Consider the following 25,891-nt stretch of genomic DNA (forward strand, 5'->3'; position numbering starts at 1 on the left):
TTTCCCGAGTCCGGCGCTACTTCCCGAGTCCGGCCCGGCGGAGAGCTTCTGCCATGGCAGTGTTCGCGGGTTCCGGGGACTGCTGGGGCCTTCCTTGCCGCGAGCCGCCCTGCCCGCGATCACTCTGTCCCTGCCGCGTCGCCCCCTGACCGGACTGGCCACCACCGCGCTGACCGGGCTGGCCCCCACGTTGCCCGGGCTGACCACCGCGCTGGCCCGGCTGACCCCCACGTTGCCCGGGCTGACCACCGCGCTGGCCCGGCTGGCCCCCACGTTGCCCGCCCGAAGTCCTGCCACCCGAAGCGCCCTCGCCCGAAGCACGCCCGCCCGGGCCGCGTCCGCCTGCAGTGCCGGGTTCGTCGTCGAGCCTCAAAGTCAGGGAGATCCGCTTCCGTTCGGGGTCGGCCTCCAGGACCTTGACCCGGACCACTTGGCCGGATTTCACGATTTCGCGGGGATCGGAAACGAACTTGTTGGACAGGGCGGACACGTGGACCAGGCCGTCCTGATGCACTCCCACGTCCACGAACGCGCCGAACGCTGCCACGTTGGTGACTGTCCCCTCAAGGATCATGCCGGGCCTGAGGTCGGAGATCTTCTCGATGCCCTCAGAGAACGATGCCGCCTTGAAAGCAGGACGGGGATCGCGCCCCGGCTTTTCCAGTTCGGACATGATGTCCTTGACGGTGGGCAGGCCGAAGGTGCCGTCCACAAAGGCCTGCGGATCCAGGGAAGTAGCGGGACCGCCGCCGGCCGCTACCAGGATCTTGCGGGCCACGGAGTATGCCTCGGGGTGCACGCTGGAGGCGTCCAACGGCTCCGCTCCCCCGGTAATGCGGAGGAAGCCGGCGCACTGTTCGAACGCTTTGGCGCCTAGCCTGGGCACTTTCTTGAGGTCACTGCGCTTGGCGAACGGCCCGTTCTCGTTCCGATACGCCACAATGTTTTCGCTCAGCAAAGGCCCCACACCGGCAACCCGGCTTAGCAACGCCGGAGACGCTGTGTTGACGTCCACGCCCACGGCGTTCACGCAGTCCTCCACCACGGCATCCAGAGAACGGTCCAGCTTCGCTGCAGTGACGTCGTGCTGGTACTGACCCACGCCGATGGACTTTGGCTCGATCTTGACCAGTTCGGCCAAGGGGTCCTGGAGACGCCGGGCAATGGACACTGCTCCTCGCAAGGAGACGTCCATCCCCGGGAGTTCAGAAGCCGCCAGGGCAGAGGCCGAATACACGGACGCTCCGGCTTCGGACACCACCAGCTTCTGGACTCCCTTGGAACCGGCAGCTTCGAGGGATTTGATGAGCTCGGTGGCCAGCTTGTCCGTTTCGCGTGAGGCTGTTCCGTTGCCGATCGCCACCAGTTCCACGTTGTACTGCTTGGCGAGCCGGCCCAGTGTGGCCAGGGCTTCGTCCCACTTTTTAGCCGGCGCGTGCGGGTAGATGGTGTCCGTGGTGACCACTTTGCCTGTGCCGTCCACCACGGCCACTTTCACGCCGGTCCGGAGTCCGGGGTCCAGGCCCAGCGTGGCCCGGTTGCCGGCAGGTGCGGCCAGCAGGACATCGCGCAGGTTGGCGGCAAAGACCCGAACCGCTTCATCTTCGGCGTCGGCAAACATGCGTCCGCGAAGGTCGGTGGTCAGCCGGTCCAGGATACGGCCCCGCCAGGCGAGCTGCGCGGTTTGCATCAGCCACGTATCAGCGGGCCGCCCTTGTTGGGAGACGCCGAGGCACTTGGCCACAGCGTTTTCGTACTTACCGCGGGCGGCGGCCAGGGCGTCGTCGTCGGCGGGGTCTGATTCGGCGAGGTCCAGCTCAAGGACACCGTCCTTTTCACCACGCAACAGCGCCAGCACTCGGTGAGACGGCATTCCGGCGGGCACTTGCGTGAATTCGAAGTAGTCCTTGAACTTCTGGCCCTCAGCCTCCATGCCCTTCTTGACCCGCGACACCATGCGGCCCTGCTTCCAGAGCCGTTCGCGCAGGTCCTCGGCGAGGTCGGCGTCCTGCCCGACGCGCTCCACCAGGATGGCGCGGGCTCCTGCGAGCGCCGCTGCGGCGTCGTCGATGAAGTGCTCGGCGTTCAGGTACTTGGCGGCCTCAGTGGTGGGGTCCAGTTGCGGGTTGGCCAGCAGGACATCGGCCAACGGCTCCAGCCCGGCTTCCCGGGCGATCTGGGCTTTGGTACGGCGCTTGGATTTGAAGGGGAGGTAGATGTCCTCCAGGCGCGCCTTGGTATCGGCCCCGACGACGGCGGCTTCCAGTTCCGGGGTCAGCTTGCCTTGGGCGGCAATTGCCTCCAGGACAGCCTTGCGCCGTTCCTCGAGCTCACGCAGGTATCTGAGCCGTTCCTCGAGGTCGCGCAGCTGGGTGTCATCGAGCGTCCCGGTGACTTCCTTGCGGTAGCGGGCGATGAAGGGGACGGTGGATCCGGCGTCGAGCAGTTCCACCGCGGCTTTGACTTGCCAGGCCTTGACGCCGAGTTCGGCGGCGATCTGGGCATGGATGGCGGAGTCGACGGACTGGTGTTGGAGATTTGAAGTCACCATGACAGTTTGCCTCACCCGGCCGACAGTTTCCGAAGGCAGGTACCACGGAGGCCTATCCCGCGGGCGCTGTTAGTGCTGTAGTTGGAGCATGCAGGAACTGCTCATCATCCTTCAGGACGGGTTTGATTCCGACGACGTGACCGTGACCGTCAACGGCAAGGAAGCCGCGTCCGAGCGTGGCATCTCCACCAAGATGCTTCTGGGGATGGCCGATGAAGTCACCGTGGAACTGCCCGCGAAGGGCGCCACTGTAGGGGTGGAAGTAAGGAGCCGGAAACTTAGCGCAACGAGGAAGCTCGTGGGAAAACCGAAGAGCCTGATCGTCTCCATCGAAGAAGGCGAACTCGTCATGCGTGAAGGAACGGGCCGCGAGGCCTTCCTCTAAAGGAGGGCCTCGCGGCGGCTGGATTGGGTGCTCGTCCTCAGTGGGACATGCGCTCCTTGGCGGAGATGTGCTCCACCATTTCGCCGAGGCGCTGTTCGGCATAGTGGTTGCGGGCAATATCGCCTTGGCTGATGATGCCTACCAGCTTGTGATCGCTGATGACGGGCAGGCGGCGTACTTGACGCTCCTCCATCATGGTGACGGCCTCGTCCACGGAGGCATCGGCGTCCACCCAGTACGGCTTGCCGGTGGCGAGCTCGCGGGCAAGGACTTCGCGGGCATCCTTGCCTTCGGCCAAACACTTGACCACGATGTCGCGGTCGGTGATGAAGCCGGTGAGCTTGCCGTCGCTGCCGCAGATGGGAAGTGAACCGCAGTCCAGATCCCTCATCAGCATGGCGGCTTCCTGGAGAGTTTTATCCTCCGCGATGCACTGCGCATCCGTGGTCATGAATTCACGTACGGCACTCATGGGTCCTCCTTCATCGATTGGGGTGATCGACGCGGGGCCTTCGGCACGAGTCCTTCGGCTCCGAGCGCCGATGATGCCAGCCTACGCCCGGCCGGTACTGCTGAGAAGATCAGCGGGAGCCTTTGAAGACCAAGAATTTGTTGAGTTTCCCTAGTTATAGTCCATTCGCTGGAGTATCGTCGGTTTGGGTTACACACGGCCTCCGGGCACTGGCCTTCCAAGCTCATCCGAGCCTCATCACTCGCATCCGCCCCGCCCCTGGACCGTCTTGCCGCCTCTGCCCGAAAGGGCGCGGGCGAACGCTTATCTTGACTGTTTGCAGAGCGAGGAAGATCCCCTCATGGACACCCCCACCGTCCCCACCACCAACTACCCCCCTGCCGCTTCCGCCTGTTCTTCGAGTTGCCGCCGGCCCGCCGCTGTCAGCGGGCGCTATGAAGGGTTCCAAGGCTCTCCCGGCCCGATCGGAAGTGCTTTGGACCTGCGTTTGGATATCGACGCCGGCGACGTCGAGTCGCCGGTTATGAACAAGGTCAGCGGCGATTTCTACACCACACGTTTCGTCAAGGTCGCCGGCGTGAACCAGCTGGTGAAGACGTACGTGGAGTCCTGGATTGTAGACACACCCGCCGTCACTTTCACAGATACCGAGGTGCGTATCTCAGGAACCCTCCGCTTTTGGAAGGGAAGCCACCCTGCCACCACCGTGGACATTGTGGTGTCCTGGGCCCACGGAACCATTACCGGGGCTGTTGCTGCATTCACCGCCGGCGGGATCCTCGGACAGCTTTATGCCTGCTCCTACCGCTCCGAGGCTTTCCGTGACATGAACCTGGAACTGGACTACTGCACGTCGGTGGACATCGAACCCAAAGTCCCCCTCTACAACACCCACTCCCACAACAACCGCCCGGCGGGCCTCGCCAACAGGACCATCACCATTGAGTCCTCGTACAGGGACGCAGGGATCTCAGTCATTGTGGATCCAGTCCACACGGTGATTGATGACAGCGCCGCAGGCTTCGCCTCCTGGAACGTTGGTGAGCTGCACGATGCCATGGAGACCTCCTTCGGCAAGTACAACTCGGGCTGGCCTGCCTGGAATATGTGGGGCATCCAGGCCGGGATCTTCGACTCCGCGGGCGTGGGTGGCATCATGTTCGACGCCGCTGCCGGCTTTGGCGGCGCAGGCCGGGGACCGGACCGCCAGGGTTTTGCGGTCTTCCGGAACCACTCCTGGTTCACCAACCTCGTCACCAATCCGGTGACCCAGGATCAGGCGTGGGCCATGCGCCACTTCCTCTACACCTGGGTCCACGAGGCCGGGCACGCTTTCAATTTCCTGCACGCCTGGGACAAGGCCCGCCCCGATTCCCTGTCCTGGATGAACTACGACTGGAAATACGATCAACGCAACGGCACTGATGCTTTCTGGGGCAACTTCCGCTTCCGCTTTGACGACGACGAACTCCTCCATATGCGCCACGGAGACCGCGCCGCAGTGATCATGGGCGGCGATCCATGGGCTTCCGGAGGCCACTTGGAAGCCCCTGCCGGCGCCATGACGGTTTCCGGGCCGGGCAGCGACGTTGAATTGACCCTCGCCGCGAAGACCCACTTCGACTACATGGAACCTGTGTCCATCGAGTTCAGGTTGCGCAACACCACTGACGTCCCTCTCCCGGTGGATGGCCGCCTCGATCCCCGTTACGGCAACACCACCGTCTTCATTCAAAAGCCCAACGGGACGGTAGTGCTGCACGAATCGGTGGTCTGCTTCTACGGCCTCCCGGAGATGGTCACGCTGGCGCCGGCACCGATGGGCGATGAAGATGGCAGTGATCGCTACAGCCAACTGGTCCAGCTTGCCTACGGCGTGGAAGGCTTCGCTTTCGACGAGCCCGGCCAATACCTGGTCCGCGCCGTCTACTCCACGGACGGTATTGTGCAGGCTTCGAACACCTTGCCGCTGCGGGTCGGTTTTCCCGTCACCAGGGAAGAGGACCGTTTCGCTCCGGAGTTCTTCACCCGGGAAGTGGGCCTGACCTTGGCCTTTGAGGGGTCCATGTCGCCGTACTTGGAAAAGGGGTTGGACGCGTTGACCGAGGCTGCCGATCGGTTCGGAGGTGAGCCTTTGGGCGTCAAGGCGGCCACCGCCGTCGCGCAGTCCGTAGGAGATGACTTCTATCGGAGAAAGGAGGACAAGATGGTCAAGCACCACAGTGCTGATCCCCAGCGGGCACTGGAGTTGACTGACGCTGGTTTGGCCAGTTACCAGCAATCAGCGGGCGCCGCGGGCAACCTGGCCTACCGAGGCCTGGTGGAACTGCGCACGGAACTTCACGCGAAGACGGACAACCGCGCGGCCGCCACCTCCGAGGTTGAGATTCTCGTCAAGGATTTAGGCCGCCGCGGCGCCAAGTCCGCGGTGCTGGCACAGGTGAAGGATCTGATGCCCTCAACTCCGGCCACCCGTTCCCGCCGGGCGGCTCCGAGGGAATCCGCCAAAAAGCCATCGGATGGCTAGCTGGCTGATGGCTATTCCGCGATGTCCTCTGCCCACAGCTCAGGGTGCTCGTCCTGGAACGTGCGCATCATCTCCACACAGCGGGGATCGTCCAGGACCACCACCTCCACCCCGCGTGAGCGCAGGAGGTCGAATTCGCCGGGGAAGGTTTCGGCTTCGCCCACTACCACCCGCGGGATCTTGAACTGGATGATGGTTCCGGTGCACATCGCGCAGGGTGCCAGGGTGGTGTAGAGCGTAGTGTCGCGGTAGGTCTTTTGCCGTCCGGCGGCCCTGAGCGCGGACATCTCGCCGTGCGCGATCGGGTCGCCGTGCTGGACACGCTCATTATGGCCGCTCGCCACCACCTCGCCGTTGCGGGCCAGAGCGGCCCCAATGGGGATCCCGCCCTCGCTGAGGCTCTTTTGCGCGGCTTGGTAGGCGGCTTCGAAAGCCGGGTCCATGGAAGCTGAATCGCTCATGGGTGCAGTCTAAAGCGGCCGGACCTCGTTTTGCCGGAAGCTATTTTGTCAGGGCCCGCTGATAGCTTGGCTTTAAGGATTTCAACCGGCGTGGAAGGAAGGTGGGTCGCTGTGTTCTTTCTCGATCCGGAGACAGCAGGCGCCCCGCAGGACCTGGTGTTCTCTGCCAGCGACCTCGTTATCGCGGCCACCTGCGAGTACCAACTGCTCCGCAAACTCGACGAAAAACTCGGCCGTTCGCCCAAACCCGACTTCGCCGCAGACGCCATGCTGGAACGTACCGCCGCCCTTGGCGATGTCCATGAGCATCGGGTCCTGGACGAGTTCGTGGCAGCGTTTGGGCACTGGGATGCGGCCTCCGGGAAGGGCGTTTACGACGTCGTCCCCGCCACTGCCATGGACCGCGCCACCCTCTCGGCCAAGCACAGGGAATCCATCGAAGCCCTGCGATCCGGAGCGGACGTAGTGTTCCAAGCGGCGTTCTTCGACGGCCAATTCCACGGGCGTTCGGACTTCCTGGTCAAGCAGCAGGGTGGGCTCTATGCGGTGTTCGACACCAAGCTGGCACGCCATGCCAAGGTCACGGCCCTCCTGCAACTTGCCGCCTACGGGGACCAGCTGATGAAGGCGGGCATGACGCCGGACCCCACCGTCACTTTGGTGCTGGGCAACGGCATCCACAGCGATCACCCGTTGTCCCAAATCCTCCCGGTCTTCAAGGAACGCCGGGAACGCTTCCTCGGCATGACCGCGGCACACGTCCTTTCCGGTGCCCCGGTGGAATGGGGCGACTCCCGGTATTCGGCGTGCGGCCGCTGCGATTACTGCGCCGAACAGGTCCAGCTGCACCGGGATCTCCTTATGGTGGCGGGCATGCGGATCAGTCGTCGCAAGAAGCTGATGGAAGCCGGAATCACCACCATTGACCAGCTGGCAGCCCTCCCGGCGGTTGGAGACCCCACGCTGCTTCGGCTCCGTGAGCAAGCCCAACTGCAAACGGGCACCGGAACCCCGGACGGCACTGTCGAGTACGCGGACAAGAGCGGAGAAGCCAAGGCCATCAGTTACAACGTGCTGCCGGAGAACACCCTCGGCAGGCTTCCCGCCCCGGACCCGGGCGACATCTTCTTCGACTTCGAGGGCGATCCCCTGTGGCAGGATCCAGCCACGGGTAAATGGGGGCTGGAGTACCTCTTTGGGGTCATCGAGAACCCTCCTGAACCCGGGGCCGCTCCCGTCTTCCGGCCTTTTTGGGCGCACTCACGCGCGGAGGAGGGCTCGGCGTTTGTAGACTTCCTCGACTACGTGGCCCAGCGCCGTGCCCTATACCCCGGCATGCACATCTACCACTACGCTGCCTACGAAAAAACGGCATTGCGCAACCTCTCCCTGACACATGTAGTGGGCGAAACCGCCGTCGACGACCTCCTGCGCCAAGGTGTCCTGGTGGATCTTTATGACACGGTCAGGCACAGCATCCGTGTCTCCGAAAATTCCTACAGCATCAAGAAACTCGAGCCCCTGTACATGGGCCGGCACCTACGCTCGGGGGACGTCACCGACGCCGGCGCGTCCGTGGTTGCCTACGCGGACTACTGCACGGCCCGGGATACCGGCCAGGCAGCGCAGGCTGCGGCCATTCTCGAAGGTATCCGGGATTACAACGAGTACGACTGCCTGTCCACCCTGGAGCTGCGCAACTGGTTGCTGGCCCGGGCTGCCGAGCGTTCCATTGTTCCCGGCGGCCCTGTGGAGGACGACGTCCGCCCGGACACCGAGCCTGAAAAGTACGAGGCACCGCCCGAGGAGAAGGCTTTGTTCGATTACGTAGCCGGGCTGCCCGAAGAGGAACAGTCCTCATCCGATTCCCGGGCCATCGGCATCGTCGCCGCAGGAGTGGGGTATCACCGTCGCGAGGACAAACAGCATTGGTGGGGGCACTTCGACCACCTGGAAAAGCCAACGTCACAGTGGGAAGAGTCGCGTGATCTGTTCGTCGTGGATCACGCCGAGTTGCTGCAGGACTGGGCCAAACCCACGCCTCGCAGCAACCCCGCACGGAAAGTGAAACTGCTGGGCCGCTCCGGTGACGGTGCGGGATTGGACCCGGGCAGGAAGTATTTCAGGATGTACCAGTACCCGCTTCCGGACGCCTTGGCTTCCAAGGAGTCCTCGGTCCTCGGCCGTGCAGGGTGGGGCGGAACCGAGGTGATCGAGGTAGGCGAAGACGGCGACTTCGAGTCAGTCACCATCGTGGAGAAGCTGCGCAATGACTCAACGGAATTTAGCCAAACTCCTATGGCCCTGACCCCTGACAGCCCGATTCAGACCACCGGGCAAAGGGCTGCCTTGGCTGCGTTGGCCACGAAGCTCCGTGCTGCACTGCCTTCCTGGCCCAAAGATCCTGCCCTGGACCTTGTCCGCCGGATTCCGCCCCGACTGGGCACTCTGGCGGGCCTTCCGGCAGTTCCTTCCGGGCCGGATGGCTACATCGAGGCCATCACTGCGGCAGTCAAGGACCTGGACCGCTCTTACCTTGCCGTTCAGGGTCCGCCAGGCAGCGGCAAGACTTATGTGGGCGCCCACGTACTGGCCAGGCTGGTGGCCGAGGGGTGGAAGGTGGGAGTCGTGGCCCAGTCCCACGCGGTGGTGGAGAACATGCTCTGCGCTGCCGTGGAAAAAGCGGGCGTCGATCCCCATCTGGTAGCCAAGGACGTCAAACACAACGATCCCGTTCCGTGGACCAACTGTGCCAAAGGCGACGTGGAGGAACTCTTGGCCAAGCCGGGTGGCGCCCTGATCGGCGGCACCGCGTGGACCATGGTGGGCAAGGAAGTCCCCGCCGGATCGCTCGATCTCCTGGTCATCGACGAAGCGGGACAGTTCTCGTTGGCCAACACCATGGCTGTCAGCCGGGCTGCCCGGAGGCTCCTGCTGCTCGGTGACCCCCAACAGCTTCCGCAGGTCACCCAGGGCAAGCACCCCGAGCCCGTTGACGAATCGGCGCTGGGTTGGTTGTCCGATGGCTACAACACGTTGCCGTCCCACCTGGGCTACTTCCTGGCAATGTCCTGGCGGATGCACCCGGAGCTGTGCGGCGCAGTTTCCGAACTGTCCTATGACAACAGGTTGGAGGCCGCCCCGGCCGCTGCCCTGCGTGAACTGGAAGGGGCAAGCCCCGGGATCTCTTGCGTCTACGTCCCGCACACGGCCAACTCCACTGCCTCACCTGAGGAAGCTGTTGAGGTAGTCCGGCAAGTTCAGGCCCATCTGGGCCTGAACTGGCTGGACCCTTCGGACTCTCCGGAACGCCGTCCCCTCGAAGAGTCGGACATCCTGGTGGTCGCGGCGTACAACGCCCAGGTCCAGCTCATCAAACATGAGCTGCGGTCCGCCGGCCTCGGGAACGTGCGGGTAGGTACTGTGGACAAGTTCCAGGGCCAGGAAGCGCCGGTCGTCATCGTTTCCATGGCCGCATCGGCCGCAGGAGAGGTCCCCCGCGGCATGGAGTTCCTACTGTCCCGCAACAGGATCAATGTGGCGGTCTCGCGCGGTCAGTGGCGTGCCGTCGTCGTGCGGTCGCCGGAGCTGACCAACTACCTGCCGACACATCCCGAGGGCCTCGAGAACCTGGGAGGCTTCGTGGCCCTCTGCCAGCGGAGTTTTTGTACACCTAATGCCCTTTAGAGGGCGTCTTAGGGGCATCTGCTGTACAAAAACTCAAGGCTTCGTCCAAGACCCTGCCGAAGTTGGCTGCGTCATGAGCAAAGCGGCCAAGGAAGAGTCCTGAAACCCTGTCCAGTTGTGGCAACAAGCCCGGCTTCGCTGAACCGCCGTAAATGATGGGCATCCCGGAGAGCCCGTGGCGGTCCAGTGATGCCCGGAGCGCGCGCACCACCAGCGAAACGTAGGAAGCCGAGGCAGGTTCCGGGGCACCGATGGCCCACACGGGCTCGTAGGCAATGACCAGCTGCGAAGCAACGGACCAGTCGCCTGAGACAGCTGCCTTCACCTGCCCGAACACCGTTTCCGCTGCGGCTTCCGGTTCCAGGATTTCGCTCTCCCCCACACACAGCAGCGGCGTCAGACCGACGTCGACGGCGGCCCTGACCTTGAGCGCAATCATTGCCTCGTCCTCGGCCAAGTGGCGCCGCCGCTCAGCGTGACCGATCTCTACGAGACCCACTCCCAACTCAGCGAGCATGGACGGTGATACTTCGCCCGTCCATGGCCCGGCAGACCAACCGCAGTTCTGCGCGCCCAACACCAACGGGGTGCCCTCCACCATCCGCGCCGCCGCCGGCAACACCGGGAAGGAAGGAATGACAAACGGGACCACCCGCCCGGCCGCAAGGGCCGGACGGGCGTCCACTTCTGCCACCAACTGCTCCAACCACTCCAGGCTGTGCGCGTAGCCCATGTACATCTTGGTGCTGACGCCAACCAACACAGTGTCCGCGTTGTAGGGAACAGAACGATTCACGGTCTACTTCCCCAGCAGCTCGTCGGCCTTGTTGCTGAAGCGCTTGGTGCCGAACATCAGCAGAGCGGCGACGAAAGGCAGAACGCCCAAGGCGTAGACACCCATGGTGCCGGTGTCCGAGGCCGTGACCTGGTTGACCGTGGTGCGCAGGATCGGCGCCACGAACCCGCCCAGGTTCCCGAGGGAGTTGATCAGGCCGATGCCGGCAGCCGCTGCTGTTCCGGTGAGGAACGCGGTGGGATATGACCAACAGATAGGACCGGTGGACAGGAAGCTGCACACCGCCAGGGTGATGAAGATGATGCCAAGTGCGGGCAGCTGGTTTGCCCCTGCCCAGGCAGAGCCGAAGATGCACAAGCCCGTGGAGATGAACAGCGCTGTGCCCCAGCGGCGGCGCCGCGCCACGGTGTTGGCCGCCTTGCCGATGAAGTAGCAGGCGAAGATGCCGAAGAACCACGGGATGGCCGCGAGGAGCCCGACGGCGATACCCACCTTTTGGCCGGTCAGCTGCGCCACCTGCTGCGGCAGGTAGAACGTGACGCCGTACACCGCTACCTGCAGGCAGAAGTAGATGACGGTGAAGTACCAGACCCGGCCATTGCGCATGGAGGCCAGGACGCCGCGGGGACCCGTTTCTTCCTTCACGGTGTCCTCCAAGGCCATGACATCGGACAACGCCCGTTTCTCTTCCTTGCTCAGGAACTTGGCATCCTGGGGGCTGTTGATGAGGAAGAAGTAGGCGGCGATACCAGCCAGGACGGCGAGCATGCCCTCAACGAAGAACATGACCTGCCAGCCTGCAACGCCCGGAACCTGGTCACCGATGTTGATCAGCCAGCCGGACAGGGGTGCACCCATCATCTGGGAGAACGGCTGTGCCAGGTAGAAGATGGCGAACATCTTCACACGGACTTTATTGGGGAACCAGGCTGCCAGGAACATGATGACGCCCGGGAATAGTCCGGCCTCCGTCACACCGAGCAGGAACCGCAGGATGATGAAGGATGTCTCGCCCTGGACGAACGCGAAGCACGCCGAGACGATGCCCCACGTAATGGCGATGCGGGCCAGCCACACCTTGGCACCGAACTTGGTGAGCAGCAGGTTGCTGGGAATCTCGAACAAGGCGTAGCCAATGAAGAAGATACCGGCGCCCAAGGCGTAAGCACCGGCGGTGATGCCCCTGTCCACTTCCAGCGCTGCTTCGGCGAAGCCCACGTTGGTGCGGTCAAGGAAAGCCACCACGTACAAGATGACAAGCATCGGCATAAGTCGCCGGGAGGCCTTGGAAATGGCCGATTTGAGGACCGGCGTATCCAGCAACTCCTTGGTGGAATTGGTGGCAACAGACATTGAAACTCCTCTTTGAGTGACAGGAAGATGAGGTAATGCGGCACATTCAGCCGCGCACAGCCGCGGGTCAGCGCGGGAAGAAAATGAGCACCATGCCCACTGCGCAGGCGAGGACGCCCACGGCCAGGTAGATCTTGCGTTCTCGTGTCCAGGTCTTCATGGAGATGCGCCTAGTGCATGTACAGTCCGCCGTCCACATTCAGCGTCTGCCCGGAGATGTACCCGGAGTCTTCGCTGATGAGGAAGGCGATGGCGGCGGCGATGTCCCGGGTGGAGCCCACGCGGTTCACCACAAGGTCCTTGGTGAGCTCATCCTTGCGTTCCTGGCTCAGTGTTCCGCCCATGATGTCGGTGTCGATGGGGCCGGGAGAAATGGCGTTGACGGTGATGTCGTACTCTCCCAGTTCACGGGCCGTTGCCCGGGTCAGTCCGATCACGCCTGCCTTGGCCACGGAGTAGGGGGTTTTGGAGAACGTTCCGCCACCGCGCTGGGCAGAGACGGAGGAGATGTTCACGATGCGGCCGATCCGGTTCTTGACCATGGACTCTGCCACGCGGCGGGTGGCGTAGTGGACGCCATTGAGGTTGATGTTCAGGACACGGTCCCACTCGGCGGGTTCCAGCTCAAGGTAGCCAACGGGCGAGCTGACGCCGGCAACATTGGCCAGTGCGACGATCTGCGGCAACTCGGCCTCGAGTTCGTCGATGGCTGCACGGACTTCGGCCTCACTGGCCACATTTGCGCCAACACCGTGAGCCTGCACGCCATGCTCTGCGGCGATTTCCTTCGCGGCAATCTTGCAGGCGGCGTCATCCAGATCGATGATGCCGATGTTCCAACCCTGCGCGGCAAGGTAGTTGACGGTGGCCCGGCCGATGCCTCGTTCGGAAACGGCGCCGGTGACAATTGCTGTGCGTTCTGCGGGGAAAGTCATAGGTTCTTCTCCTGAAAGGAATTAGTTGATGGGAGCCGGGCCGAGCTCTTCAATGAGCTTCTGCATAGCGACGTAGGCCTTGTTGCGGTAGGCGATAAGTTCCGGGGTCCGCTCAGCAGGCACGTTGAGGAAGCCTGCGCCGGTCTTGGTGCCGAGTTTGCCTGCTTCGACCAGGTCGGAGAGGATCTTCGGCGTTGCGAAGCGTTCCGGGAAACCGGTCTGCAGGGACTTGTAGCAGAAGTTGTAGACATCCAAACCGGCCATGTCCGCAATCGCGAACGGACCGAAGAAGGGCAAGCGGAAGCCGAACGTCGTACGCACCAGGGTGTCGACGTCGTCCGCTGTTGCGATCCCTTGCTCCACCAACTGCGCTGCCTCGTGGAACAGCGCGTACTGCAGGCGGTTCAGGACGAAACCGGTGACGTCCTTGACGACGGCGGTCTGCTTGCCGGCCGCGTGCACCAGCTCGCGCGACGCCGCTACCGTTGCCGCCGACGTTTCAGCATGGGGAATGATCTCGACGCCGGGGATGAAGGGTGACGGGTTGGAGAAGTGCACCCCCAGGAAGCGCTCGGGAAGGGTGACAGCTTCAGCGAGCGAAGCGATGGAAATGGTGGACGTGTTGGAGCCGATCACGGCATCCGGGCGGGCCGCAGCGCTGATCCGGGCAAGTGTCTGGTGCTTGATTTCCAGGACCTCGGGCACGCATTCTTCGATGAAGTCAGCGTCGGCCACCGCTTCCTCGATGTCCTTGGCCGCCCAGAGATTCTGCTTCAGGATCTCGGTGGAGCCTTCAGGGAAGAGTCCGTCGGCGATGAACTGGTCCGATTCCACCAGCAAGCGGTCGAAGTTCTTCTGCGCGATTTCGGCAGAGACATCGGCGAGTGCAACCCGCGCACCTCCCAGCGCCAGCACCTGGGCGATGCCGCCGCCCATGTAGCCGGAGCCGACGACGGCGATCTTCCGGGCCGCGGCGGGCACCGTGCTTTCAGATGCTGCAGGAGCTTCAGGAATGGTCATGTTCAGACTGCCTTTGTGTAGTCGGGCTCGTACGAGCAGATGGCGTCCACCTTGGCGGCGGAAGATGAGGTGTGGTCGAAGCGGTGGTTCAGCCACTCCCCTACAAGCTTTTTGGCCAGTTCCAAGCCGATAACGCGCTGGCCGAGCGTCAGGACCTGGGCGTTGTTGCTCAACACTGACCGTTCCACTGAGTAGCTGTCATGGGCTGTGACGGCGCGGATTCCGGGAACCTTGTTGGCCGCGATGGCCACCCCGAGTCCGGTGCCGCAGATCAAGAGTGCCCTGTCCGCTTCGCCCTCGGCCACTTTGCGGGCGGCGTCAACGGCCACGTGCGGGTAGGCCGTGGAATCATTGAATCCGACGCCGACATCGGTCACCGATGCCACGCGCGGGTCTGCTTCCAGCAACGCTACGAGTGCCTGCTTGTACTCGACGCCGGCCTCGTCGTTGCCGACGACGATGCGCCAGCCTTGGTTGTTGCTCATGCTTGTGCTCCATTTCCTGCCGCTGCCGCTGAGGAAGCGGGCGCCAGTTGTGAATCGATGAATTGCGAGATCCTCGAGGTAATCAGTCCGAAGGAGACCGCCCCCGGATCAGGGTGGCCGATGCTCTTTTCCGCGAGGGGACGCGCCCGGCCTTTGAGCGGGCGCAGTTCAGCTGTCTTTGCTGCTGCGGACTCGGCGGCTGCGGCGGCAACGGCCAGGGCACGGTCGACTGGAGTTCCGCCGTCGAGCTCCGTGAGGAAGGTGTCCCGGAACGGCAGGAGCGCATCCACCATGGTCTTGTCCCCCGGATCGGCCTTGCCGAGTTCGGTGATGGCGCGGACGAAGGCCTCGACCGCGGCGGCCGCATCCTCTGAGGTATAGCTTTCACGGTTGCCCAGCGACAACCCGGCAGCGATGACTGCCGAACCCCATAGAGCCCCGGATGTCCCGCCGGCGCGTTCGCTCCATGCTTCCCCGGCCGCAGTCAGGACCCGCGCCGCGGAGGCACCGGCCGCTGTTTCGCCGGCGGCAGCTGCTGCATCGACACCGCGCCGCATACCAATGCCGTGGTCCCCGTCGCCGGCAATGGCGTCCAGCTTCCCGAGTTCCTCTTCGTGTTCGATCACGACGTCGCGCACCTGGGCGAGGATGGCCACGGCCTGCCGCCCGAGTTCAGCCGCTGCAGGGGTGGGCTGTTCGACGTCGGCGGTTTCGGCGTCGTCGGCCTCTGACTCCACCCGCGGAGCACGGGGTGCCATGCTGCCCTTGCGGAATGCGGGAGTGTCAGCCGGCGCGGCCCAGTACTGCTCAAGTTCCTCGTCCAGCCAGAGCAGCGTCAGTGAGAGTCCGGACATGTCCAGGCTGGTCACCAGCTCGCCGCATTCGGGCTCCACCACGGTGAGGCCTGCAGCTGTCAGCAGCTTCTCGACCTTGCCGAACAGGAGGAAGAGTTCGTCGTACTTCACGGTGCCAAGACCGTTGACAATTGCTACTACACGGTTCCCCGCGTCCTCCGGCTTGTCATCGAGAAGCTTCGAGACCAGGAGGTCCGCCAGTTCTGAGGCGGTGGGCATGGGGTGCTCGGAAATACCCGGCTCGCCATGAATTCCCAGTCCCAGCGACATCTGCCCGGCAGGGACGTGGAACAGCGGATCCTTGGCGCCCGGGAGCGTGCACCCGTCAAAGGCCACCCCCAGGGACCGCGTCCGGTAGTTGGTCTTGATCGCCAAACGCTCGACGTCGTCAAGGTCCAGTCCCGCTTCGGCGGCGGCTCCGGCGATCTTGAAGACCGTGAGGTCGCCGGCGATGCCCCGGCGCTTTTCGATGTGCTCGATCGGCGCGCTGGCAATGTCATCAGTGACGGTGACGGTTCGGGTTTCAATGCCCTCCGCATTGAGCCGGAGCTGCGCCTGACCGAAGTGCAGGACATCACCGGCGTAGTTGCCGTAGCTGAGCAGGACTCCCCCGCCGGCGTTGGCGGCCTTGGCCACGCGGTACACCTGACCGGCTGCAGGGGAAGCGAACATGTTTCCGCAGGCTGAACCTGTGGCCAGACCTGGCCCGACCAGTCCGGCGAACGCCGGGTAGTGCCCGGACCCACCTCCAACCACCAAGGCAACCTGGCCGGCGGGGACTTCCGTGGAGCGGACCAGGCCGCCGTCCACTCGGGCAACATATCCGCGGTTGGCGGCGACGAAACCGTCCAGCGCTTCATCGGCAAAGTCTGCCGGGTTGTCGAAAATCTGCGTCATCTTCCTAGACTCCTGCGAGCTCGGTTACCGGCACCTGGCGTCCCTGGGCTACTTGGCTCTTGCCGAGCTCGTAGCCCTCGGTCTTCGGCAGGACATGGCGGCGCAGGTAGTCCTGGTTGCTGGCCGTGACGCTCAAGCCATCTCCGCCGTAGTGCTCGGTGCAGAGGATTCCCTGGAAGCCTACGGACAACGCGAACTTGAACGCCTCGCGGTAGTTGATCAGACCGCTTTCCATGGGGGCCGGCATGGTGATGTAGCTGTCGCGGGCTACGTCTTCGTCGCGGATGTAGTTCTTCATGTGCCAGTAGTTGGAGTACGGGAGGGTCTTGGCCACCATCTCGCGCCAGTCCTCGATGGGGCGGTGCAGGCGGATCAGGTTGCCGATATCCGGGTTGAGGCCCACGTTGTCCAAGCCGATGTCCTGGACCAGCTGGACAGAGGAGTCCGCGGTTCCGAGGTAGGTGTCCTCGTACATTTCCAGCGAGATCAGGATGCCGGCCTCTGCGGCGTGCTTCCCGAGTTCCCGGATCCGGGAGACGGCGTTGCTCCACATTTCCTGGTCACCCACCGGATCCTTGTAACCCTCCACGGTCCAGAACCACAGCTGCTTTTGCTGCTCAGGGGTGATGGCCTGGTGAAGCCCGAAGGAGACAACCTCGCAGCCGAGTTCGGCAGCGGCGTCGATGGTGCGGTGGCTGTAGGCAAGGTTGTCAGCCCAGTCGGTGGCGTGGATAACGCTGCGGCGGATAGCGGAGATGACCGGTACGCCAATGCCCACTTCGTCCGCGGTTTGCTTGAACTCTGCGAGGCGCTCCTTGCTGAGGTCGCCCGGGCGAACCCAACTGTCGGTGAGGTCCGCGTTGGTGAAGCCGGCTTCCTTCACTTCCTGGAGAACGGCCGCCCACGCCGAAGCGTCGGCGTCGTTGACGTGCCGGCCCGCGGCGTCCGTGCCGGGGAACTGCAGGAGGGCCGCAGTAATGGGCCAATTCTCGGCAGTGTAAGCCATGGTGTTCACTCCTTCGTGGAATCCTGTTTCCTATAGGATTTACGAATCAAGCAGTGCTGTCAACCCTTTTCAGAAACTTCCTAGATCCTATATGTCATACATTTAGATGTGAAGGGGGTCACTTGGGTGTGCTCAGCTCATGGGAGCGGTGAACGTCCAGTGGGGTGGGCGGGCGCCCTTCGAACCGTCGCTACCCCTACCGCCAAATGCACCCGTAACCACTGGTGCATTCGGCGCAAAAGGGTGCGCCATCAACCACGAACGGGCGCGCACGGCGGAAACGGGTGCGAGCCGGGACGGAACGTTGGGCTTACTCCTCCGGAGCGTCGGCCATCGCTCGTCCACGGACCTTTTCCACGTGGTCCACCATCATTTCCGCGGCCTTCCCGGGGTCGCCGCTGGTCATGGCATCCAGTACGGCCTGGTGCTCGGCAATGGCCTGCTCGGCGTCGGTGATACCCACTCCCCCGAACAGCCGGAAACGCTGGATCTGGCCGCCCAGCGTGTTGTAGGCCGCCAGCAGGAACTGATTGTTGGCCTGCGCAGCGATGAGTTGATGGAAGCGTTCATCAGCTTCGAGGTAGCTGCGATATTCAGCGAAAGTGCCGCCACGCGGTGCGGTCTTCAGATCCTCAACCGCTTGCTTCAGCGCGTCCAGGCCTTCGGGCGTCATCCGGGAACAGGCAAGCCGGGCATTGACCGGTTCAATGGACAAGCGGGCTTCCATGAGTTCGGCGAAATCCTCGCGGGTGAAGACCGGAGCCACCCGGTAACCCTTCAACGCCACACGTCGGACCATCCCCGTGTGTTCCAAACGCGCCAAAGCCTCGCGCACCGGAGTTGGCGAGACGTCCAGTTCCCGAGCCATCCCGTCGATGCTCACTGCTGCTCCGGGCTCAAGCCGCCCATCCATGAGCCACTCGAGGAGGGCTTCGTAGACGTGGTCGGCCAGCACTTGGCGGCTGACGGGAAAACCAGCGCGGGCAACAGCCGGAGAAGGATCAGACATGCACAAATCCTATAGGAATCCGCGCTCATGGCCCGGGACGCGGCTCCGTCACATTGCGCATGGGCGGCCAATCCCCAGGCGGCCACACGTTAAACCACGACGCCGGCACTCACGAGAGTGCCGACGTCGTGGTTTTGCTTGGGTTCTCCCCATCAAGCGGGGGCGGAGCGTTTAGTTCGCGTAGAACGGGTAGTCCGTGTAGCCCTCGGCGCCGTCAGCGTAGAAGGTGGAAGCGTCCGGCTCGTTGAGCGGCAGGCTTTCGCGCCAGCGGCGGGCGAGGTCCGGGTTGGCGATGGCAGGGCGGCCCACCACTACGGCATCGGCGAGGCCGTTTTCGATGATGGCGAAAGCTTCGTCCCGGGTAGTGATTTCGCTGAAGCCGGTGTTGACCAGGAACGTTCCGTTGAACCGCTCACGGAGGTCCTGAACCAGGGAGCTCTTGGGATCGTGGTGCAGGATGCTCAGGTACGCCAGGTTCAGCGGGGCGATGGTGTCCACCAGTACCTGGTACGTTGCCCGGACGTCGGCAGCATCGGTTTCTGCGATGCCCTGCACGTTGTGTTCGGGGGAAATGCGGATGCCAACCCGGTTGGCGCCGAGGGCCTCCACCACGGCGTTGACAGTCTCGATGACGAAGCGTGCCCGGTTCTCCGGGGAGCCGCCGTAGCTGTCCGTGCGCACGTTGGAGTTGGGGGCAAGGAATTCGTGCAGCAGGTAACCGTTGGCGGAGTGAAGCTCAACGCCGTCGAATCCCGCCTCGATGGCGTTCTTGGAAGCGGTGACAATTTCCTGGATAACTGCCGGGAGCTCGTCGGTGCGCAGTTCGCGCGGAACCGGGTAGGGCTGCTTGCCGTTGGGGGTGCGGACCTCGCCGTCGATGGCAACAGCACTGGGGCCCACAATCTCGTGGCCGCCGGTGATGTCGGCGTGCGAGACGCGGCCTCCGTGCATGATCTGCGCGAAGATGCGGCCGCCCTCAGCGTGAACGCCGTCGGTGACCGTCTTCCAGCCGGCAATCTGCTCCTCGGAGACCAGTCCCGGCTGTCCCGGATAGGACTGGCCGGCGTGAACGGGGTACGTTCCTTCGCTGACGATCAGCCCCAGGGACGCCCTCTGCCGGTAGTGCTCGGCGATCAACGGACCCGGCACGCCATTCTGGCCTGCGCGCAGACGCGTCAAGGGCGCCATGACAAGTCGGTTGGAAAGTTCGAGCTCACCGAGGGCCAGAGGAGAAAACAGCATGCGCAGTTCCTTTCAGAATGAATCAGGTTCATATTGCGCAACTGCATGGCGTCTGCAACTATTCCGAAGGAGGCGCAGATCACACGAAGTGCAGCAGGCCTGCCGCACTACTCCGGGTTGGCGCCCTTCAACGCGTCGTCAAAGCACTCGCACAGCGCCAAAACGGCCACCAGGTGCGCTTCCTCAGCGTGGGCGGGGTCCGTGTTGACGCAAATGGCCTCGTTTACGGACTGGGCCAAGTCCCTCGAATCCCTGCCGGTCAAGGCCCACACCCGGGCGCCCTTGGATTTTGCGGAGGCGGCAGCATCACGCAAATCCTCAGTGATCCCTTTTGCCGCGAGCAGGACCACGATGTCGCCGCTGCGTACCTGATGCGAGATTTGGGCGCTGATGCTTCCTGCGCCATCAGCCTCCGGGTTCTTGGACAGGGAGATGGCCTTGAACGTGGCGCCGTCGCCGGGGTCGTGCGCGGCCAGCTCGGAGGTGAACCTCTGGGCTTCATGTGCCGAACCATCGCTTCCGGCCGCGAAGACGCTGCCTCCACGGCGGCGCACCCGCGCCAACTCTTCACCCCATTCAGCCAGCCTCGAGGACTCTCGTCGAAGCGCCGCTACCGCCGGCCCTATCTCGCCCAGATGCCCCAGAACCACATCAACTGCGTGCCGGCTCGCTTTCGACTCAGCCGAGCGCACCGCCTGACCTGTCCGCCTCACAACGATGCTCACTTCCTGCCTCCGTTTCTCCGTTGAAACTACAAATTCCTGTCGCCCTCACGCGTTGAACCGTCGCGCGCCGCACCGTCACGCGCCGCACCGTCACGTCCGCTCCGGTCCCGGGCCAGGCGCTCACCGCCGTCGGCGGTCGCATCGGTGGAACGGTCGCGATCGCGCCCGTCATTCCTGCCGTCGGCGCGGCCCCGGTCACCCGAACGGTCGCGGTCACCTGTACGGTCCCGGTCAGCCTGTGCATTGGGGTCCAGTTTGTCGGCATGACGAAGGTGCTCTTCAACACGGTTGTGGGCTTCGCCGGCCTTTTCAGCGTGGCGTTCTGCGTCCTTACGGAGGCGGTTGGCCTCCACCTCGGCCTGAAGCGCGGCTGCTTCCGCTTGCGCAGACTCAGCTTTGGCCTGGTGTGCTCCGATGGCTTCCTCGGCTGCTTTCTCCCGCAGTTCCGCAGCCCGATGCCGGTTGACCTCGGCCTTCTTGCGGCGTCCGATGACCACCGCGACGATCACCACGGCAATAACAACGACGGCCAACACGATGATGAGAACCAGTTGTCCTGTATCCATGTGCACTACCTCCTGGTGGGCGGCTTGTGTGGGCGCCGCCCGTGGCCCACGTTCTCCCTCCACCCATCTTAACACCAACAATCAGGTTGCTTACTAAAATTTGGCGATGGTGACTGGCAGACGCTGCTGGAGTGGCTGCGTCGAACGTGGTTTTCAGTGCAGCGCAGGCGTTAGCTGCCGGTCGCCTCCGGGTGTTCCCTGGCCCGCTTTTCTTCCGGCGTTTCGCCGCTTTCGTCCGGAACGAACGTGGGGTCTACTTCGGTGGTGAAGTCGCCGGTACCGGCGCCGGTTTTGTCATGCTCGACGGCGGCAGGCGCCTCCTGCGATGAGGTGTCGGAAGGCGTGGCTTCAGCTTCGCTCGGTTCTTCGCTCATAGCCACAATCTAAGCCTGCTCCGCGGCGGTGTCGAGGTTGCCGGGTCTTGTGCGCAGGTTCCATCTCTGCTTCGCTGGAGGGGTCTCCAGCAGGGCGGGACCCACCCAGCCGAAACGCAGGGAGAACCAACTTGTGAAAGCAGTGACATGGCAAGGCCGGCGCTCAATGAGCGTCGAAGAAGTCCCCGATCCCTCCATCCAGGAACCAACGGACGCAATTGTCCGCATTACCTCCACAGCTATTTGCGGCTCGGACCTCCATCTCTACGAAGTCCTGGGACCCTACATGCACAAGGGCGACGTCGTTGGCCATGAGCCCATGGGAATCGTGGAAGAAGTCGGTTCCGGGGTCCACCGGCTCAAGAAGGGCGACCGCGTGGTGGTGCCGTTCAACATCTCCTGCGGGCACTGCCATATGTGCAACCAAGGCCTCCAATCCCAGTGCGAAACCACCCAGGTCACCGCGAAAGGATCAGGGGCGGCGCTGTTTGGCTATTCCGAGTTGTATGGATCCGTTCCCGGCGGGCAGGCACAGTATTTGCGCGTTCCATTCGCGGATTACGGGCCCGTCACAGTCGATTCCGACGCCCCCGACGAGCGTTATCTCTTCCTCTCCGACATCCTTCCCACTGCGTGGCAGGCAGTCCAGTATGCCAACGTCCCCGACGGCGGCACCCTGGCCGTGCTTGGACTCGGTCCCGTTGGCCAGTTTGCCGCGAGGATAGGAGTGCACAAAGGGTTCCGGGTGATCGGCGTGGACCCTGTTCCCGAGCGTCGCGCCATGGCCGAACAGCACGGCGTGGAACCCTTTGATTACAGCTCGGACGTCGCCGGGAAAATCCGGGAGGAGACGCTGGGCCGGGGCCCGGATGCAGTGGTGGACGCCGTGGGGATGGAAGCGCACGGTTCCCCTGTGGCATCCTTCCTTCACCGGGCCGTCTCTTTGCTCCCTGACAAACCGGCACAGGTTGCCATGGAGACCATGAGTGTCGATCGGCTTGCCGCGCTCCACACATCCGTGGACCTGGTGCGCCGCGGCGGGACTGTTTCACTGAGCGGGGTCTATGGCGGCCAGGCCGATCCCATGCCCCTGATGACCATGTTCGACAAGCAGATCCAACTCCGTATGGGTCAATGCAACGTACGGCGCTGGATCGATGACCTGCTCCCCTTGGTGGAGGACGACGCCGATCCGCTGGGAGTGATGCATCTGGTCACCCACACCGGTTCCCTTGATGAAGCGCCGGCGCTTTATGAGAAGTTCCAGAAGAAGCAGGACGGGTGCATCAAAGTAGTCCTCAAGCCCTGACGTTCGCTTGAAACCCTTCCGGTCAGGCCAGGTGTTTGCCGCCGGTCACTCCGATGACCGAACCCGAGATAAAACTGGAGTCCTCACTGGCCAACAACACGTAGGTTGAGGCTAGTTCGGCAGGTTGCCCCGGCCGGCCCAGCGGGGTGTCCTGGCCGAACTTTTGGATCTTTCCCGCCGGCTGGGTGGGCGGTTGGAGCGGGGTCCATACAGGGCCGGGGGCCACCGCGTTGACCCTGATCCCCTTCGGACCCAGGGCTTCGGCCAAGGAAAAGGTCATGCTGTTGATGGCGGCCTTGGTGGCGGCATAATCCACCAACGCCGGACTGGGGTGGTAGCCCTGGATGGACGAGGTGTTGATGATGGCGGCACCGGGCTGCAGGTGCGGAAGGGCGGCTTTGGTGAGCCAGAACAACGCGTAAACGTTGGTCTTGAACGTCCTGTCGAACTGCTCGGTGCTGAGGTCTTCAATTCCTTGGTTTGTGGTCATCTGGAACCCGGCGTTATTGACCAGGACGTTGAGGCCGCCGAACTCGGTCAGGGTCTGGGCGATGACTTCCTGGCAGAATTCTTCGTCCCGCAAGTCTCCGGGCAAGGCCAGGGCCCTGCTGCCGGCGTCCTCGATCACTTGGACCGTGTGCTCGGCGTCCTGTTCTTCTTCGGGCAGATAGGTGAAGGCGACATCCGCTCCTTCGCGCGCAAAGGCGATGGCCACGGCCTTACCGATTCCACTGTCGCCGCCGGTGATCAACGTGCGCCGGCCGATCAGGCGCTGGTGGCCGACGTAGCTCTGCTCGCCATGGTCCGGCCTCGGATTCATGGCTTCGGTCCAGCCGGGGTACTCCTGGGTTTGCGGCTCGAACTCCCCGGACGGGTACCTGCTACGGGGATCCGAGGCCTCTTCGTCAGGATCATAGGACTCGGAGACCACCTTATTGACCAAAGCCATGGCGATGTCCTCGTCCAAGTCTGTTTGCTCCGTTTGCTCGTTTCGGATTTCCTCAGCCATGCTCTCAGTGTAAGCATGCTGACTATTTTGGGGAGTCTGTTCAGGAAGTACCCAGAATCGCTCGCTAGCCTAGCGATTGTCAGCGTTGGATTACATCGAAGGAGGTCCCATGGGACTCGGAGACAAGATCAGCAACAAGGCACAGGAAGTTACGGGCAAGGCGAAGGAAGCCTTGGGTGACGCCACCAATAACGAGAAACTGCAGGCTGAGGGTGTAGCTGATCAGGCGGCCGCCAAGACCAAGCAGGCCGGCGAGAACGTCAAGGACACCGCGAAGGACGCCTTCGACAAGTAGGCCCCCGGCGACAAACAAAAACAAGAACCACACAGCACAACGCCCCGGCTCCGATAAAGGAAGCCGGGGCGTTCGCGTGGGGGGTTACTTTTGGGCCGGCAGCACCAGGGCGCCCGACTTATCCGTGGACAACGCGAGGGACGAGATGTACTGGGGCTCGCCATCGGGCCCGTCCTGACCTGACCGGAGCATGTCCGGCCGTTCGAACTCCAGGCCGGTGACGTGGCAGAGCAGCTTGGCATCGCTGGGGTTGCCGTCGGCGTCAAACATGGGAAGGTCAATGCCGTCGTCAGTGCGGCGCAAGTAGTAGCGCCCCTTCGTGGCAAGAGCGAGCACCGGCGGCAGCACCAGCGCCAGGCCCACAGCGAAGATGGGCGAGAACGGCTGCACCGCTGAGCCGAATACCCCGAAGAACACCGCGATGGAAACGCCCGCAGACACCAGCATGGACACGAAGCCCACCGGATTGACGGCGTAGAGCATCCCGCGGCGGAACTCCGGAACCTTGGGCGAGATCTTCAGGAGGTACTTGTTGATGGCAATATCGGAGGCCACCGTGACCACCCAGGCCATGGCGCAGTTGGCGTAGAAACCCAGGATGGTGTTGAGGAACTCGAACATGTTCGACTCCATCAGGACCAGCGCGATCACCAGGTTGACCACCACGAACACCATGCGGCCGGGGTAGGTCTTGGTGATGCGCGTGAATGAGTTGGTCCAGGCCAGCGAACCGGAGTAGGCGTTAGTGACGTTGATCTTGATCTGGGAAATGACCACCAGCACCACGGCCAGGGTCATCGCCAGCCACGCCGGCATCATTTCTTCATAGACGCCCAGGAACTGGTGGACGGGTTCGTTCGCGTGGACAGCTGCGGCGGGGTCGAGCTTGGCGATCAGGTAGATGGCGATGAACAGGCCAATGATCTGCTTGATGGCGCCGAAGATGACCCAGCCCGGTCCGGCAAGGATCACCGCACGCCACCAAGCACCCTTGTTTTCGGCGGTCTTGGGTGGCATGAAGCGAAGATAGTCGATCTGCTCGGCAATCTGGGCCATCAGCGACAGGCAGACACCGGCGGCCAGCATCACTGATGCGAGGTTGGGGCCACCCTGGCCGGAAGCACCCGTGAAAGCGAAGAAGGCATCAATGCTTTCCGGGTGGGACAGGAGCAGGTAGCCAACCGGAACCACCATGAGCAGCAGCCATAGGGGCGTAGTCCATACCTGCAACGTGGCGAGCGTCTTCATCCCGTAAATCACCAACGGAATGATGATGATGGTGGAGACCGCATAGCCGATCCATTGCGGGATACCGAGGCCCAGCTGCAGGCCTTGGGCCATGATGGAGCCTTCGAGTGCGAAGAAGATGAAGGTGAATGTGGCAAAGATGATGTTGGTAACCACCGAGCCGTAGTAGCCGAACCCCGAGCCACGGGTGATGAGGTCCAAGTCGATGTTGTAGCGCGCGGCGTAGTAGGCCAGCGGGAAACCCGTGGTGAAAATGATCACCGCGGCCACAATAATGCCGAAGATCGCGTTCACCGTGCCGTAGGCGATGCCGATGTTCGCCCCGATGGAGAAATCGGCCAGGTACGCGATGCCGCCCAAGGCGCTGGTGGCCACCACGCCGGCACTCCACTTTCGATACGAACGCGGAGCGAACCGGAGCGTGTAATCCTCCAGGCTCTCCTTCGCAGCACTCATGGCGTCGGCGTTGCCTGCCGCTGGTGCAGCCGCCGTGCCGGGCCCGACGGCGGTGCGGGCCGCCGTCGTCGGCTCCAGTGTGGCGGTACTGGTCTTGTCGTCGATCATTCGTGGTCGCTTTCGTCGGGGAGGTTGCCTCGCCCACGACGCTAGTCACGCAGCGCGTCAATTCAGTCACGTCCATGTTTCACGGTTGTAACTTCTCCCAAAACCACCCGCCTTGGGTTTG

Annotated in this window: 22 protein-coding genes; 5 read left to right on the forward strand and 17 right to left on the reverse strand. The window is 63.3% G+C overall.

From position 1 onward, the window contains the following. Positions 1-16 precede the first annotated feature (16 nt). Positions 17-2,551, reverse strand: coding sequence for a Tex family protein (locus M1D51_RS16495; protein ID WP_458107259.1), 2,535 nt, complete (start codon positions 2,549-2,551; stop codon positions 17-19). 88 nt (positions 2,552-2,639) lie between these two features. Between M1D51_RS16495 and M1D51_RS16500 the strand changes: the two genes are divergently transcribed. Beyond that, complete coding sequence (locus M1D51_RS16500; protein WP_172322067.1) at positions 2,640-2,936, forward strand: hypothetical protein; 297 nt, start codon at positions 2,640-2,642, stop codon at positions 2,934-2,936. A 37-nt stretch (positions 2,937-2,973) separates the two neighbouring features. Here M1D51_RS16500 and M1D51_RS16505 read toward each other — a convergent pair whose 3' ends face one another. Further along, positions 2,974-3,408, reverse strand: a complete 435-nt coding sequence (locus M1D51_RS16505) for a CBS domain-containing protein (RefSeq protein WP_172322066.1) — start codon at positions 3,406-3,408, stop codon at positions 2,974-2,976. 340 nt (positions 3,409-3,748) lie between these two features. Here M1D51_RS16505 and M1D51_RS16510 point away from each other — a divergent pair, with 340 nt between their 5' ends. Then, positions 3,749-5,935 (forward strand): hypothetical protein, encoded by a 2,187-nt coding sequence (locus M1D51_RS16510; protein WP_458107260.1) that lies wholly within the window; start codon positions 3,749-3,751, stop codon positions 5,933-5,935. 11 nt (positions 5,936-5,946) lie between these two features. Here M1D51_RS16510 and M1D51_RS16515 read toward each other — a convergent pair whose 3' ends face one another. Further along, complete coding sequence (locus M1D51_RS16515) at positions 5,947-6,396, reverse strand: nucleoside deaminase (RefSeq protein ID WP_458107261.1); 450 nt, start codon at positions 6,394-6,396, stop codon at positions 5,947-5,949. Positions 6,397-6,507: 111 nt separating this feature from the next. On the opposite strand from M1D51_RS16515, the gene M1D51_RS16520 reads away from it, so the two are divergent. Beyond that, positions 6,508-10,083, forward strand: a complete 3,576-nt coding sequence (locus M1D51_RS16520) for a TM0106 family RecB-like putative nuclease (RefSeq protein ID WP_458109604.1) — start codon at positions 6,508-6,510, stop codon at positions 10,081-10,083. Here M1D51_RS16520 and M1D51_RS16525 read toward each other — a convergent pair. From M1D51_RS16525 to M1D51_RS16580, 12 genes are all read right to left on the reverse strand, one after another. Then, positions 10,070-10,822: a triose-phosphate isomerase family protein gene (locus M1D51_RS16525; protein ID WP_458109606.1), complete on the reverse strand. Its 753-nt coding sequence runs from the start codon at positions 10,820-10,822 to the stop codon at positions 10,070-10,072. The two genes, M1D51_RS16520 and M1D51_RS16525, sit on opposite strands and share 14 nt — an antisense overlap. 60 nt (positions 10,823-10,882) lie before the next feature. Further along, positions 10,883-12,232: an MFS transporter gene (locus M1D51_RS16530; protein WP_458107262.1), complete on the reverse strand. Its 1,350-nt coding sequence runs from the start codon at positions 12,230-12,232 to the stop codon at positions 10,883-10,885. Positions 12,233-12,402: 170 nt separating this feature from the next. Next, complete coding sequence (locus M1D51_RS16535) at positions 12,403-13,167, reverse strand: SDR family NAD(P)-dependent oxidoreductase (RefSeq protein WP_458107263.1); 765 nt, start codon at positions 13,165-13,167, stop codon at positions 12,403-12,405. Between the two features lie 21 nt (positions 13,168-13,188). Continuing rightward, a complete protein-coding gene (locus M1D51_RS16540) occupies positions 13,189-14,187 on the reverse strand; it encodes a 3-hydroxyacyl-CoA dehydrogenase family protein (RefSeq protein WP_458107264.1) in 999 nt (332 codons plus the stop codon). A gap of 2 nt (positions 14,188-14,189) precedes the next feature. Beyond that, the gene (locus tag M1D51_RS16545; RefSeq protein WP_172322060.1) at positions 14,190-14,672 is read right to left on the reverse strand and encodes a ribose-5-phosphate isomerase; all 483 of its coding nucleotides are present in this window, start codon (positions 14,670-14,672) and stop codon (positions 14,190-14,192) included. Beyond that, positions 14,669-16,423, reverse strand: a complete 1,755-nt coding sequence (gene dhaL, locus M1D51_RS16550) for a dihydroxyacetone kinase subunit DhaL (RefSeq protein WP_458107265.1) — start codon at positions 16,421-16,423, stop codon at positions 14,669-14,671. Before dhaL ends, M1D51_RS16545 begins: the two co-directional genes overlap by 4 nt. Positions 16,424-16,427: 4 nt before the next feature. Further along, positions 16,428-17,429 carry a sugar phosphate isomerase/epimerase family protein gene (locus tag M1D51_RS16555; protein WP_458107266.1) on the reverse strand — a complete coding sequence of 334 codons (1,002 nt, stop codon included), beginning with the start codon at positions 17,427-17,429 and terminating at the stop codon, positions 16,428-16,430. 310 nt (positions 17,430-17,739) lie between these two features. Then, positions 17,740-18,438, reverse strand: coding sequence for a GntR family transcriptional regulator (locus M1D51_RS16560; protein WP_172325144.1), 699 nt, complete (start codon positions 18,436-18,438; stop codon positions 17,740-17,742). Between the two features lie 171 nt (positions 18,439-18,609). Beyond that, on the reverse strand, positions 18,610-19,680 hold the full coding sequence (locus M1D51_RS16565; protein ID WP_458107267.1) for an alkene reductase: 1,071 nt from the start codon (positions 19,678-19,680) through the stop codon (positions 18,610-18,612). A 107-nt stretch (positions 19,681-19,787) separates the two neighbouring features. After that, positions 19,788-20,405 (reverse strand): SIS domain-containing protein, encoded by a 618-nt coding sequence (locus M1D51_RS16570; protein ID WP_458107268.1) that lies wholly within the window; start codon positions 20,403-20,405, stop codon positions 19,788-19,790. Positions 20,406-20,431: 26 nt separating this feature from the next. Continuing rightward, positions 20,432-20,971, reverse strand: a complete 540-nt coding sequence (locus tag M1D51_RS16575; protein WP_458107269.1) for a hypothetical protein — start codon at positions 20,969-20,971, stop codon at positions 20,432-20,434. Positions 20,972-21,141: 170 nt separating this feature from the next. Continuing rightward, a complete protein-coding gene (locus M1D51_RS16580; protein WP_458107270.1) occupies positions 21,142-21,345 on the reverse strand; it encodes a hypothetical protein in 204 nt (67 codons plus the stop codon). A gap of 133 nt (positions 21,346-21,478) precedes the next feature. Between M1D51_RS16580 and M1D51_RS16585 the strand changes: the two genes are divergently transcribed. Beyond that, a complete protein-coding gene (locus M1D51_RS16585) occupies positions 21,479-22,654 on the forward strand; it encodes a zinc-dependent alcohol dehydrogenase (RefSeq protein WP_458107271.1) in 1,176 nt (391 codons plus the stop codon). Positions 22,655-22,676: 22 nt separating this feature from the next. Here the strand turns inward: M1D51_RS16585 and M1D51_RS16590 are convergent, their stop codons facing one another. Then, a complete protein-coding gene (locus M1D51_RS16590) occupies positions 22,677-23,663 on the reverse strand; it encodes an SDR family oxidoreductase (protein ID WP_458107272.1) in 987 nt (328 codons plus the stop codon). 109 nt (positions 23,664-23,772) lie between these two features. On the opposite strand from M1D51_RS16590, the gene M1D51_RS16595 reads away from it, so the two are divergent. Further along, positions 23,773-23,958: a CsbD family protein gene (locus tag M1D51_RS16595; protein WP_026005342.1), complete on the forward strand. Its 186-nt coding sequence runs from the start codon at positions 23,773-23,775 to the stop codon at positions 23,956-23,958. 84 nt (positions 23,959-24,042) lie between these two features. Here M1D51_RS16595 and M1D51_RS16600 read toward each other — a convergent pair whose 3' ends face one another. Further along, positions 24,043-25,770, reverse strand: coding sequence for a purine-cytosine permease family protein (locus tag M1D51_RS16600; RefSeq protein WP_458107273.1), 1,728 nt, complete (start codon positions 25,768-25,770; stop codon positions 24,043-24,045). Positions 25,771-25,891: the final 121 nt, after the last annotated feature.

The organism is Arthrobacter sp. R3-55 (assembly GCF_054161505.1).

What these genes read in the sequence shown, in the direction of transcription:
- M1D51_RS16555 (WP_458107266.1), bottom strand. Translation starts at nt 17,429, where the DNA reads ATGGCTTACACTGCCGAGAATTGGCCCATTACTGCGGCCCTCCTGCAG.
- dhaL (WP_458107265.1), bottom strand. Translation starts at nt 16,423, where the DNA reads ATGACGCAGATTTTCGACAACCCGGCAGACTTTGCCGATGAAGCGCTG.
- M1D51_RS16500 (WP_172322067.1), top strand. Translation starts at nt 2,640, where the DNA reads ATGCAGGAACTGCTCATCATCCTTCAGGACGGGTTTGATTCCGACGAC.
- M1D51_RS16600 (WP_458107273.1), bottom strand. Translation starts at nt 25,770, where the DNA reads ATGATCGACGACAAGACCAGTACCGCCACACTGGAGCCGACGACGGCG.
- M1D51_RS16535 (WP_458107263.1), bottom strand. Translation starts at nt 13,167, where the DNA reads ATGACTTTCCCCGCAGAACGCACAGCAATTGTCACCGGCGCCGTTTCC.
- M1D51_RS16495 (WP_458107259.1), bottom strand. Translation starts at nt 2,551, where the DNA reads ATGGTGACTTCAAATCTCCAACACCAGTCCGTCGACTCCGCCATCCAT.
- M1D51_RS16530 (WP_458107262.1), bottom strand. Translation starts at nt 12,232, where the DNA reads ATGTCTGTTGCCACCAATTCCACCAAGGAGTTGCTGGATACGCCGGTC.
- M1D51_RS16515 (WP_458107261.1), bottom strand. Translation starts at nt 6,396, where the DNA reads ATGAGCGATTCAGCTTCCATGGACCCGGCTTTCGAAGCCGCCTACCAA.
- M1D51_RS16595 (WP_026005342.1), top strand. Translation starts at nt 23,773, where the DNA reads ATGGGACTCGGAGACAAGATCAGCAACAAGGCACAGGAAGTTACGGGC.
- M1D51_RS16540 (WP_458107264.1), bottom strand. Translation starts at nt 14,187, where the DNA reads ATGACCATTCCTGAAGCTCCTGCAGCATCTGAAAGCACGGTGCCCGCC.
- M1D51_RS16590 (WP_458107272.1), bottom strand. Translation starts at nt 23,663, where the DNA reads ATGGCTGAGGAAATCCGAAACGAGCAAACGGAGCAAACAGACTTGGAC.
- M1D51_RS16525 (WP_458109606.1), bottom strand. Translation starts at nt 10,822, where the DNA reads ATGTACATGGGCTACGCGCACAGCCTGGAGTGGTTGGAGCAGTTGGTG.
- M1D51_RS16565 (WP_458107267.1), bottom strand. Translation starts at nt 19,680, where the DNA reads ATGCTGTTTTCTCCTCTGGCCCTCGGTGAGCTCGAACTTTCCAACCGA.
- M1D51_RS16545 (WP_172322060.1), bottom strand. Translation starts at nt 14,672, where the DNA reads ATGAGCAACAACCAAGGCTGGCGCATCGTCGTCGGCAACGACGAGGCC.
- M1D51_RS16560 (WP_172325144.1), bottom strand. Translation starts at nt 18,438, where the DNA reads ATGTCTGATCCTTCTCCGGCTGTTGCCCGCGCTGGTTTTCCCGTCAGC.
- M1D51_RS16505 (WP_172322066.1), bottom strand. Translation starts at nt 3,408, where the DNA reads ATGAGTGCCGTACGTGAATTCATGACCACGGATGCGCAGTGCATCGCG.
- M1D51_RS16510 (WP_458107260.1), top strand. Translation starts at nt 3,749, where the DNA reads ATGGACACCCCCACCGTCCCCACCACCAACTACCCCCCTGCCGCTTCC.
- M1D51_RS16580 (WP_458107270.1), bottom strand. Translation starts at nt 21,345, where the DNA reads ATGAGCGAAGAACCGAGCGAAGCTGAAGCCACGCCTTCCGACACCTCA.
- M1D51_RS16575 (WP_458107269.1), bottom strand. Translation starts at nt 20,971, where the DNA reads ATGGATACAGGACAACTGGTTCTCATCATCGTGTTGGCCGTCGTTGTT.